General features: G+C 70.0%; 10 protein-coding genes. 8 read left to right on the forward strand and 2 right to left on the reverse strand.

Translation table 11 applies throughout. The features are described from left to right. Positions 1-476 precede the first annotated feature (476 nt). The 3 genes from ACFXGX_RS01030 (at position 477) to ACFXGX_RS01040 (ending at position 3,278) form a co-directional block, all read left to right on the forward strand. A complete protein-coding gene (locus ACFXGX_RS01030) occupies positions 477-1,676 on the forward strand; it encodes an acetyl-CoA C-acyltransferase (RefSeq protein WP_384783299.1) in 1,200 nt (399 codons plus the stop codon). Positions 1,677-1,699: 23 nt separating this feature from the next. After that, positions 1,700-2,395: an HAD family hydrolase gene (locus tag ACFXGX_RS01035; protein WP_384783301.1), complete on the forward strand. Its 696-nt coding sequence runs from the start codon at positions 1,700-1,702 to the stop codon at positions 2,393-2,395. Between the two features lie 190 nt (positions 2,396-2,585). Next, positions 2,586-3,278: a TetR/AcrR family transcriptional regulator gene (locus ACFXGX_RS01040; RefSeq protein WP_384783303.1), complete on the forward strand. Its 693-nt coding sequence runs from the start codon at positions 2,586-2,588 to the stop codon at positions 3,276-3,278. A 301-nt stretch (positions 3,279-3,579) separates the two neighbouring features. Here ACFXGX_RS01040 and ACFXGX_RS01045 read toward each other — a convergent pair whose 3' ends face one another. Further along, the gene (locus tag ACFXGX_RS01045) at positions 3,580-4,245 is read right to left on the reverse strand and encodes a TetR/AcrR family transcriptional regulator (protein WP_384783305.1); all 666 of its coding nucleotides are present in this window, start codon (positions 4,243-4,245) and stop codon (positions 3,580-3,582) included. Then, positions 4,242-5,537 (reverse strand): PucR family transcriptional regulator, encoded by a 1,296-nt coding sequence (locus ACFXGX_RS01050; RefSeq protein ID WP_384783307.1) that lies wholly within the window; start codon positions 5,535-5,537, stop codon positions 4,242-4,244. The genes ACFXGX_RS01045 and ACFXGX_RS01050 overlap by 4 nt, the downstream gene beginning before the upstream one ends. A 189-nt stretch (positions 5,538-5,726) precedes the next feature. On the opposite strand from ACFXGX_RS01050, the gene ACFXGX_RS01055 reads away from it, so the two are divergent. Genes ACFXGX_RS01055 through ACFXGX_RS01075 form a run of 5 tightly spaced genes read left to right on the forward strand, consistent with a single transcriptional unit; the run spans position 5,727 to position 10,603 of the window. Continuing rightward, the gene (locus ACFXGX_RS01055; RefSeq protein WP_362403222.1) at positions 5,727-6,485 is read left to right on the forward strand and encodes an ABC transporter ATP-binding protein; all 759 of its coding nucleotides are present in this window, start codon (positions 5,727-5,729) and stop codon (positions 6,483-6,485) included. Then, the gene (locus ACFXGX_RS01060) at positions 6,482-7,288 is read left to right on the forward strand and encodes an ABC transporter ATP-binding protein (RefSeq protein ID WP_384783309.1); all 807 of its coding nucleotides are present in this window, start codon (positions 6,482-6,484) and stop codon (positions 7,286-7,288) included. The genes ACFXGX_RS01055 and ACFXGX_RS01060 overlap by 4 nt, the downstream gene beginning before the upstream one ends. Beyond that, positions 7,285-8,175, forward strand: a complete 891-nt coding sequence (locus tag ACFXGX_RS01065) for a branched-chain amino acid ABC transporter permease (protein WP_356750111.1) — start codon at positions 7,285-7,287, stop codon at positions 8,173-8,175. The genes ACFXGX_RS01060 and ACFXGX_RS01065 overlap by 4 nt, the downstream gene beginning before the upstream one ends. Then, positions 8,172-9,320: a branched-chain amino acid ABC transporter permease gene (locus tag ACFXGX_RS01070; RefSeq protein ID WP_384783312.1), complete on the forward strand. Its 1,149-nt coding sequence runs from the start codon at positions 8,172-8,174 to the stop codon at positions 9,318-9,320. The genes ACFXGX_RS01065 and ACFXGX_RS01070 overlap by 4 nt, the downstream gene beginning before the upstream one ends. A gap of 5 nt (positions 9,321-9,325) precedes the next feature. Then, positions 9,326-10,603 (forward strand): ABC transporter substrate-binding protein, encoded by a 1,278-nt coding sequence (locus ACFXGX_RS01075; protein ID WP_384783314.1) that lies wholly within the window; start codon positions 9,326-9,328, stop codon positions 10,601-10,603. The last annotated feature ends 118 nt before the right edge of the window (positions 10,604-10,721 follow it).

Genomic DNA, 10,721 nt, shown 5'->3' on the forward strand with positions numbered 1-10,721 from the left:
CCTCTCCGGGGGTGCGGGTCTCTGTGTGTCCCTCACGCACCCACCGGCCCGCGCCGGCGCGCCCCCCCCCCCCCCCGGCCGCCCGCCCCCCGGGGGGGGGGCGGGGCCCCCCCCCCCCCACGATCGCGTCGAACACGCCCGTACTCGGGGAGAGGCTCAGGCGGGTCGGATCCACCTCTTTATACCGACTGGTCGGTAGCCTCAGATGGGGAGGGTGGCTGTCAAGATCTGGCCGCTGTTGAACATGACGCCGAATTCAACTATAACGATCGGAAGGCCGACTCCCTGCCGCTGCTGTGGCCATGACTCACATCAAAGGCCGATCGAGGAGACGGTCGATGAGCCATCTCCGCACGACAGTTGGCGTTCGGCGCCCCCGGCGGGCGTTCGAGCCCGGCGCACGGCGCTCGGAATCCCGGCCCCGAAGCTCACGGACGAACCGGATGAACCGGACCAACAGGAAACAGTGAGGCGACATGAGGGAAGCAGTGATCGTTTCGACGGCACGGACGCCGATCGGAAAGGCTTACCGCGGCGCGTTCAACGACACCCAGGCGCAGGAGCTTGCCGCTCATGCCCTTTCACACGCGGTGCGACGCGCCGGGCTCGAGGGAGGTGAGGTCGAGGATGTGATCTTCGGCTGCGCCGTGCAGCAGGGGGCCTCGGGTTTCAATGTCGCGCGTCAGGCTGCTCTCCGTGCCGGACTTCCGGACGTCGTGTCGGGGATGACGATCGACCGGCAGTGCTCGTCGGGCCTGATGGCCGTGGCGACGGCCGCCAAGCAGATTGTCACGGACGGCATGCAGGTCGCTGTCGGCGGCGGTGTCGAGTCGATCTCCCTGGTGCAGAACGACCACATGAACACCCACCGCATGGCGGATCCCTGGCTGGTCGAGCACAGGCCGAGCATCTACATGCCAATGTTGCAGACTGCGGAGATCGTCGCCGAACGCTACGGCGTGAGCCGGGAACGTCAGGACGAGTTCGCGCTGGTGTCACAGCAGCGCACCGCGGCGGCGCAGGAGGCCGGCCGGTTCGACCGGGAGGTCGTCGCGCTCACCAGCACCAAGAAGGTTCTCGACAAGCAGTCCGGGGAGGTGCGGGACGAGGAGTTCACCCTGGCCCGGGACGAGGGCAACCGCCCGTCGACGACGCTCGAAGGCCTGGCCGGGTTGGCCCCGGTGCTGCCCGACGGTCGGGTGAGCGCGCGTTCCAGCGTGACGGCGGGCAACTCCTCGCAGTTGTCGGACGGGGCTTCGGCGTCGGTGCTGATGGAGTCGAGGGAGGCCGAACGCCGCGGACTGGAACCGCTCGGTGTCTACCGGGGTATGACCGTTGCCGGATGCGGGCCGGACGAGATGGGCATCGGCCCGGTGTTCGCCATTCCGAAATTGCTGAAGCAGCACAACCTCACCATCGACGACATCGGTCTGTGGGAACTCAACGAGGCGTTCGCCTCCCAGGCGTTGTACTGCCGGGACGAGCTGCACATCGATCCGGAGCGGTTCAACGTCGATGGCGGTGCCATCTCGGTCGGTCATCCGTACGGAATGACCGGTGCCCGGCTGGTGGGGCATGCCCTCGTCGAGGGGAAGCGCCGGGGTGTTCGGTATGTGGTGATCTCGATGTGTGTCGGCGGCGGAATGGGTGCAGCCGGACTGTTCGAGGTCGTCTGAGGTCCCCGTCCCTGCTGGAGAACGTGGCTGCCGTCGGATTGCGCGGCAGCAGGCCGATCGTGAGGAGAGACGTGGATACCGTGTCGAAGTCGGCGGCAAAACCCCGAACCGCGGTTCTGGTGGACTTCGGTGGGGTTATCACCTCCAGTGTGCTGCGGGCTTTCACCGCCTTCGGCGCCTCGCTGGGCGGCGACCCGCGCCTGCCGCTCGTTCTCCTCGCCCGGGACCAGCGATCACGCACCCTCCTGGCCGATCACGAGTGCGGCCGTCTCGACGCCGGGGGCTTCGAGCGGGGATTCGCCGAACGCCTCCGCGTCCACGGCGCAGACGTACCGGCCGAGGGGCTCACGGCCCGGATGCAGACGGGCATGTCGATCGACCAGGACATGCTCGCGCTGCTCGGTGATCTTCGAGCCGCCGGCCGTCCCGTTGCGCTCGTGTCCAATTCGTTCGGTACCGGAACCTACGACGGCGTCGACCTCTCCGCTGTTGCCGATGCGGTCGTGATCTCCGCGGAGGTCGGGATCCGCAAGCCCTCCCGGCGGATCTACGCGATCGCATGTGAACGCCTGGGCATCGACCCCGAAGAGGCGGTCATGATCGACGATCTGCAGCAGAATCTCGACGGAGCGGCACGGATCGGAATCGGGGGCGTACTGCACACCAGCGCTGCCGACACTCGCCGCCAGCTCGCCGAACGCTTCGGGATCACCGCCTGATCGCCGATTCGGCGGGGGTGGGACCCGCACGGCCATCTGCTCGCATCCTCGGCAGGCGCCGCCCACGGTCAGCGATTTCGATCCTGTGTGCCCCCATGGGCTGTCACTGTCGACACCGTTGCGCTGCGCGGCGCCAGGGATCAGTCTCACGTCTGTGACTATGGCGTCGGATTCAAGTACCGTTTCCGGAATGGACACCACCGCGCCCGAGGAGATCGACGGCGAGTACGCACCTCCCGTGGCGCCCCTCTCGAACCTTCGCGAGCCGCCTACGACGAAGCGTGGAGCGCGGACACGGGCCGCATTGGTGAAGGCCGCGCGGACGGTGTTCGAACGGGACGGCTACCTCGACACTCGCCTGACCGACATCACCAAAGAAGCTCAATGTGCGGCGGGATCCTTTTACACCTACTTCGCCAACAAGGAGGAGGTCCTCGCCGCCGTCCTCCTGGAGGCGCAGGAGGACATGATGCACCCCGGCATGGGCCGGGTGCAGGGTACCGACGATCCTTATGCGGTACTCGAGGCGAGCAACCGCGCGTATCTCGAGGCGTACAAGCGGAATGCGAAGCTGATGGCCCTCCTCGAGCAGGTCGCACAAGTGGAGCCGGAGTTCCGCGAGTTCCGGAGCCGGCGCGCTGACGCGTTCATCCGCCGCAATGCCCGCGGCATCGCCGACCTGCAGGCGCGGGATGTCGCAGACCGTGGGGTCGATCCGATGATGGCCTCCCGTGCCCTGTCGGGCATGGTCAGCGTCCTGGCCTACAACGCCTTCGTGGTCGGCGAACGGCAAGGAGAAGGTGCACCGGTGGACTTCGAGGAGCTCGTGTCCACGGTCACCCGTCTCTGGGCGAACGCCCTTCGGTTCCCCGGCCACCGCTGACCCCGGCAGCCTGGCCCACCGCACCCGGTACTGCCGGGTGCTTCTCATTTCCCGGCTCCCTTTGTCGTCCCCTCCGCGGGAGGTGGGCGGTCTTCTCCGCGCGTCGCCGTGCGCCAGCTGTTGAACTTGACGCCAGATTCAAATCCCGTGGCCGCTGTTGCCCTGAGGCAGCTCGGTGAGGAGGTCGCCGGCGTGGAGGCGGCGGGCGAGGTCGATGGCGGCGCTCGGCGCGGGTTGTCCGGGGAGTGAGGCGTCGTCGGGCTGGGGCCGGTCCTATCGCCGCCGCCCGGTGCCGGGCGTTTCAGCCGGGCTGCGCCGACAGATGGATCAGGATGCCGCACACCTCGTCCACGATCTCGCGGGCTTCCGTCTCGTCCCCGCAGTCGCCCAGCTCGCGCGCCGTTCCTCCGATGACGGTGGTCAGCACGCTCACCCTGACCCGGCCGGCGCGTCTCCGCTCGTCGATCTCCAGGAGCCGGGCGTTGCGGCGTACCCATGCGCGGTCCCACTGGCGGCGCAGCGCGTCGAAGCCCGCGGGGCCGTCGTCCTCCACGAGGAGTCTGCCGAGCCTCCGGTTGTCCCAGGCACCCTCCAGGTAGGCCCGGGCTCCCGCCATGAAGAGGGCGACGGGGTCCTCCACGCCGCGGTTGCGCTCGGCGGTCAGTGTGGCCGCGGTTCGACGCTCCTGCTCCTCCCGGAACTCCTCCCACAGGGCGAGGTACAGCCCTCGCTTTCCCCCGTAGTGCTGAAAGAGGCTGCCCACCGGGAAGCCGCAGCGCGCCGCGATCTCGGTGAGACCGGCGTCGGTGTAACCGCGCTCGGCGAACACCTCCAGCGCGGCGTCGAGCAGCGTGCGCCGGAGGCTTCCGTCCTGCCCGGCGTATTCCTCGGGCAGACCCATGTCTCCCTGCCTGCCCGGCAGCTGACGTGCCGCTTCGGTCCCGTCGGACTCCACCATGCCGCTCATTCGCCTTCCCCGCCTTCCTCGGCCCCGTCGCGGATGGCGAGGGCGACCAGTAGTTCCAGGAGGTCGGCGATCCGGCGCGGATTGCGGCCGGTGCGTTCCTCGATCCGGCGCAACCGGTAGTGCGCCGTGTTGTGGTGCACCCGCAAGCGCTCGGCGGCCAGCCGCAGGTTGAGGTCCGCCTCCGCGAAGGTCCGTATGGTGGCGGCCAGCGTGTCGCCGCGTCTGCGGTCCTCCTCCAGCATCGACCGCACCCGGGGATCGACCAGCTGGCGCGCGAGGTCGTCGGCGCGCAGCGCCAGGTAGTCGAACGGGGACAGCCGTGGCAGTGCTGCCACCCCGCCCCCGCTCGGCACCAGGTCGAGGGCGGCCCGCGCCTCCTGGTAGGCACGGGGCAGTTCACATGCGCCCTGGGCGACCGTACTGATCCCCATGGAGAGCATGGTTCCGGCCCGCGCGAGCCGCCGCTGCACGGTCTCGAAGTGGGCGCATATGTCCTCTGCGGCCATGCCGGCCCGGACCACGGGCACGGCCACCACCTCGCCGTGCCGCACGACGACCAGCGTTCTGCCGGCCCAGGGCCCGGCGACGCTGATCGACGCGCTGGCGGCATACCCGTTCTCGGCCGAGGTCGGGTCGCCGGTGCGGGTGTCGCCGACGCACACCGCCACGACCGCCATCATCGGTGAGCGCGGTCCGACGCCGTACGCCTGAGCCGCAGCCATCAGTGGACCGTGCGTGGGTGCCACCCCAGCCAGGAGCTGGTCCAGGAGATCGCGGCGCTCCCGGTCCGCGTCCGCCACCACGTGCTGCTGGTACTCGACGTAAGCCTGCGCGGCATGGGTGCTGGCGTAGTCGACGTACCGCATCAGCGGGGTGACGAGGGACAGCGCGGCCTGCTGGGCCTCGGCGGACGTGCCCGCGCAGTCCAGCAGCGCGTCCCACAGCACCTGCCGGCCGACCCGGAAGGCACTGATCCAGTCCTCCAGGGCGAACCCGGCACGTGCTCGGCGCATCGCCGCCGCGCGGCTGAAGACCAGGTCCTCGGGGGCCATGTCGCGATCGCCGGCCAGCGCCGCCAACTGCATCCGGTAGTGCTCCAGCACCTGGTCCCGTACGTCGCCGAAGAACCGTTCGTCCTGCAGTGCGTACGACGGGATCTCCGTGCGCATCACCTCGACGGCGGTCTCCGCCACCTCCTCGACCCGGTCGTGGACGGCGTGCAGGATCCGCCGCCGCTCGCGGCGGAGCGGTTCGGAGAGTCGGGGATTGCCCAGTGCGGGACCGCGCGGCATGGGGCCGATCGTCGCCGCCCTCCTCGTGCTTCGTCAACAGGTTCCACGTGAGACATCTCCCGGCACCTGTGCGCGGCGCACAGTTCGGCCACCGAGAAGTTGGGTGCTCACACCCAATGTGCGCCCGCGACGCCCCCACCTACTGTGACGCTCGCCCACCCCCTCAGCACGTCGGAAAGGGCGTCACTCATGCTCGCGGTCGAAGACATCACCGTGCGCTTCGGCGGGATCACGGCATTGGACGGTGTCGCTTTCACCGTCGAGCCGGGCACCGCCGTAGGGCTCATCGGGCCGAACGGAGCCGGCAAGACCACCTTGTTCAACTGCCTCACCAGGCGCTGCGCTCCCGACGGGGGAGAGGTGCGGTTCGAGGACGAGGACCTGCTCGCCCTCCCCCCGCACGCCGTGGCCGGGCGCGGCATCGCCCGCACCTTCCAGAACCTGGGCCTGTTCCCGCAGCTCACGGTCCGGGAGAACGTCATGGTCGGCGCCCACAGCCGGGGGCGCACCGGACACCTTGCCGCGGCGCTCCGGCTGCCCCGCGTCCGGCGGGAGGAGAGGGCACTACGTGACCAGGCGGACGACTTGCTACGGCGGCTCGGCCTGGCGGACGTCGCCGACCATCCCGCCTCCGGACTGCCGTTCGGCACGCTCAAACGCGTCGAACTCGCCCGGGCGCTCGCGGTACGGCCCCGGCTGTTGTTGCTCGACGAACCCGTCAACGGGCTCAGCCACGGCGAGGTGGACCAATTCGCGGATCTGGTCCGCTCGGTGCGCCAGGAGTTCGACCTCACGCTCGTAGTGGTCGAACACCACATGGCCTTCGTGATGGGCCTGTGCGACAAGGTGGTCTGCCTCGACTTCGGCCGCAAGATCGCCGAGGGCACGCCGGAGGAGATCCAGCGCGACCCGGCGGTCGTCGAGGCGTACCTGGGGGTGGCCGCGTGAGCGAGCCCACCACCGGCAGCACCGAGTCCGCGGCGGGTGCGGAGCCGGACTTCCTGAAGGTCTCCGACCTGCACGCCGGATACGGCCGGGCCCGCGTGCTCCAGGGCCTCGACTTCTCCGTCGCCCGCGGTGAGGTGTGCGCGATCCTCGGACCCAACGGCGCTGGCAAGACCACGACGCTGCGGGCGCTGTGCGGCATGGTCCGCGGTCGCGGGTCGGTCACCCTGAACGGCACGGAACTCCTGGGCCGCTCGCCCGAGCAGGCCGCCAGGCTCGGTGTGGCGCATGTGCCCGAGGGCCGAGGCACCTTCAACGACTTGACCGTCGAGGAGAACCTGCGCATCGGTGCCCATCTGCGCACCGGCCCACGGAGGCGGGGCCGCACCGAGCGCGCGGCCGTGGTGACCGACCTGGAACGGATCTACGACTACTTCCCCAAGCTGCGCCAGCGGTCGCGGCAGGCCGCCGGCAGCCTCAGCGGGGGCGAGCAGCAGATGCTCGCCGTCGGCAGGGCGCTGATGTTGCGGCCCTCGCTGCTGCTCCTGGACGAGCCGTCCCTGGGACTCGCGCCGCTGGTCACCCGCGAGCTGTTCGAGATCGTCCGTGCCGTCAACGAGGAGGAACGCACCACCGTGGTCGTCGTCGAGCAGAACGCCCAGCTGGCGCTGGATATCGCGCACAGGGCCCACGTACTGGAGGCCGGCCGCCTGGTGCTGTCCGGACCGGCCGCACAGATCCGCGAGGACGGGCAGGTCGCCGAGGTGTACCTCGGGGTCTCCGTCCTCTCCCGGAAGGCCGGGTGAGCGCCGTGACCGATCTGCTCCAGCAAGTGGTGGAAGGACTGGGCTCCGGCGCCGTGTACGCCAGCCTGGCGCTGGCCCTGGTACTGATCCACCGGTTCACGGGGATCGTCAACTTCGCGCAGGGCGAGCTGGCCATGCTCTCGACGTACGTCGCCTGGCAGCTGGTGGCGTCCGGGATGCCGTACTGGCTGGCACTGCCGGCCACCCTCGCGGTGTCCTTCGCCGGCGGCATGCTGCTCGAGCGGATCGTCATCCGCCCCGTACAGGGCGCGCCCGAGCTGACGGTGGTCATCGTCACGGTCGGTCTGTTCATCTTCGTCAACGCGCTGGCCGGTCTGATCTGGTCGTTCACCGTGAAGGACTTCCCGCAGCCCTTCCCCGACGGCGGACTCGACCTGTCCGGTGTGCGTATGGACTGGTCGACGCTCGGGATCATCGGTGTGGTGGCCGTCGTGATGGGCCTGCTGTATCTGCTGTTCCAGCACACCTCCATCGGCCTGGTGATGCGGGCGGTCGCCTGCAATCCGGCCTCCGCCCGGCTGTCGGGCATTCGGGTGGGTTGGGTGCTGATGCTCGGCTGGGGCCTGGCCGCGACGGTCGGCGCGGTGTCGGGCGTGCTCGTCGCCCCGGTGCTGTTCCTGGAGCCCAACATGATGGGCGGGGTGCTGATCTACGCGTTCGCGGCGGCCACCCTCGGAGGCTTCGACAGCCCGGTCGGCGCGGTCGTCGGCGGCCTGTTCGTGGGTGTCGCCGAGACCCTGACCGGGGCGTACGTGGACGTGATCGGCGCCGATCTGAAGGTGGGCGTCCCCTTGGTGATCATTCTGGCGGTGCTGCTGGTGCGGCCACAGGGCCTCTTCGGACGGGCGGCGGTGGAGCGCGCATGAGCACCATTACAGCGTCACTCGGCACCGACCGGGTCCGGTGGCTGCGGCCCACGCTCACCGTCCTCGTCGCGGCGGCGGTCGCCGTCGGCGCACCGTTCTACTTTGCTCCCTTCCAGGTCTTCCAGCTGACCATGGTGCTCGTGTATGCCGTGGCGCTGTCCGGCCTGAACCTGCTGACCGGCTTCGGCGGGCAGATCTCGCTCGGACACGGCGCGTTCTTCGCGGCGGGCGCCTACACGGCGGCGGTCATGCTCGACCGGTACGACACCGGCCACCTGGCCACGCTGCCGGCCGCGGCCGCCGGATGCTTCCTGCTGGGCCTCGGGTTCGGCGTGCCCGCGCTGCGACTGCGCGGGCTGTACCTGGCCCTGGTCACCCTCTCGTTCGCGGTGTTCCTGCCGCCCCTGCTCAAGCGGCTCGAACCGGTGACGGGCGGCTCCATGGGGCTGACCGTGAACAAGCTGCAGCCGCCGGCGTGGAGCGGGCTGGCCGAGGACCAGTGGATGTACTTCGTCGTCCTCGCCGTCACAGCGGTGGCCCTGCTGCTCGCCCGCAACCTGCTGCGGTCCCGGGTCGGCCGGGCACTGCTGGCCGTGCGGGACAACGAGAGCGCCGCCGAGGTCATGGGCGTGCGGCTGGCGCTGCACAAGACCCTCGCCTTCGCGTGGAGCGCGATGTTCGCGGGTGTCGCCGGGTGTCTGTACACCTGGGTGATCGGCTTCGTCTCGCCCGACTCCTTCAGCTTCGTTCTGTCCATCACCCTGCTGGCCGGCCTGGTGGTCGGGGGTCTCGGCTCGCTGTACGGACCCCTGCTGGGGGCGGCGTTCGTGATGTACGTGCCGAGCGTGTCCCAGGACGTCAGCGAGGCGGCGCCGGGAGTGGTGTTCGGCCTGCTGATCATCACGGTGATGTTCGTGGCCCCGACGGGACTGGCAGGTCTGCCGGGCCGTGTCCTGGGCGCAGTCGCCCGTCGCCCGCCTCGTACCACCGCTGCCCTCGACCGGAGGCCAGAGGCCGAATCCGCGCCCGATGCGGAGCCGGAGTCCCAGGCCCTGTCCGGACCCTCCGAGACCCACACACCTGCGGACCCCGCAGTTGTCGACGCCGAACCCGTGGGCGCACCGCCCCGCACGGAAAAGGAATGAACCACATGCGCAAGACGACCGCTCTGCGGGCGGCCGCGGCCGCGACCGCCGCACTGCTCACCGCGACCGCCTGCAGCAGCCAGCGAGGTCAGGACGCCCAGGACACCACCGCCGGTGGCGCGTGCAAGGGCCAGCAGACCACCGGCATCACCGACAAGACCATCAAGCTGGGTGGGATCTACCCGCTGTCGGGGCCTGCCTCCGCGTACGGCACGATCAGCAAGGGCGTGGCCGCCTACTTCAGTCACGTCAACGACAAGGGCGGCATAGACGGCCGCAAGGTCGAGTTCGTCGTCCGCGACGACGGCTACCAGCCGCCCAAGGCGGTAGAGGAGGCCCGCAGACTCGTCGAGCAGGAAAAGGTCTTTGCGGTGTTCCAGACCCTGGGCACCCCGTCCACGGCAGCCGTGTGGGACTACCTCAACAAGCAGAAGGTGCCGCAGCCCTTCGTCGCGACGGGCGCCTCCGCCTGGGGCACGGGCGACCAGCACCCCTGGACCATCGGCTGGCAGCCCAACTACGTGGCCGAGGCACGCGTGTACGCCAAGTACCTCAAGGACGCGAGGCCCAAGGCCAAGGTCGCGGTCCTCTACCAGAACGACGACTTCGGCAAGGACCTGCTCGGCGGGTTCAAGAAGGCCGTCGCCGGCAGCGGCGTCAAGGTGGTCGCCGAGGAGAGCTACGAGGTCACGGACCCCTCCGTGTCGGCACAGATGGCGAGCCTCGCACGCTCCAAGGCGGACGTGCTGCTGGATGTCACCACCCCCAAGTTCGGCAGCCAGGCCCTCGCCGCCGACGCCAAGAACACCAAGTGGAACCCACTGCACATCGTGAACAACGTGGCCTCGTCGGCCGCCGTGCTCAAGCCGGTCGGGTTCAAGAACGTCCAAGGCGTGGTCTCGGCCACCTACTTCAAGGACCCCGCCGACCCGCAGTGGGCCGCCGACCCGGAGATGAAGGCGTACAAGGACGCGCTGCACAAGTACGCACCCGACGCCGACCCGGCCAACCAGTTCAACGCTTACGGCTGGGCCGTCGCCTCCAGCCTGCACCAGGCCCTGGACGCGATGAAGTGCCCGACCAGGGAAGGACTGCGGGACGCGGTGCGCAGCCTGAAGGACGTGAAGGTGGGCATGCTGCTGCCCGGGGTCACCATGTCCACCGGCCGTGGTGACGCCTTCCCGCTGGAGGCGATGCAGCTGATGCGGTTCAAGGGAGAGCGGTGGCAGCTGTTCGGCGAGCCGGTCGACACCCGCAAGGAGTTCGGTCCGGCGGCGAAGTGAACCGGCGAGGGGGGGGGGGGGGGGGGGCCGCCCCCCCCGCGGGGGGGGCGCCCCCCGGGGCCGGGGTCCGCGGGGCGGGGGGCGGGGGGGGGCGCGCGTCCGGGGGCGCGGGGGGCGG

The organism is Streptomyces sp. NPDC059371 (assembly GCF_042751995.1).
GTDB lineage: Bacteria > Actinomycetota > Actinomycetes > Streptomycetales > Streptomycetaceae > Streptomyces.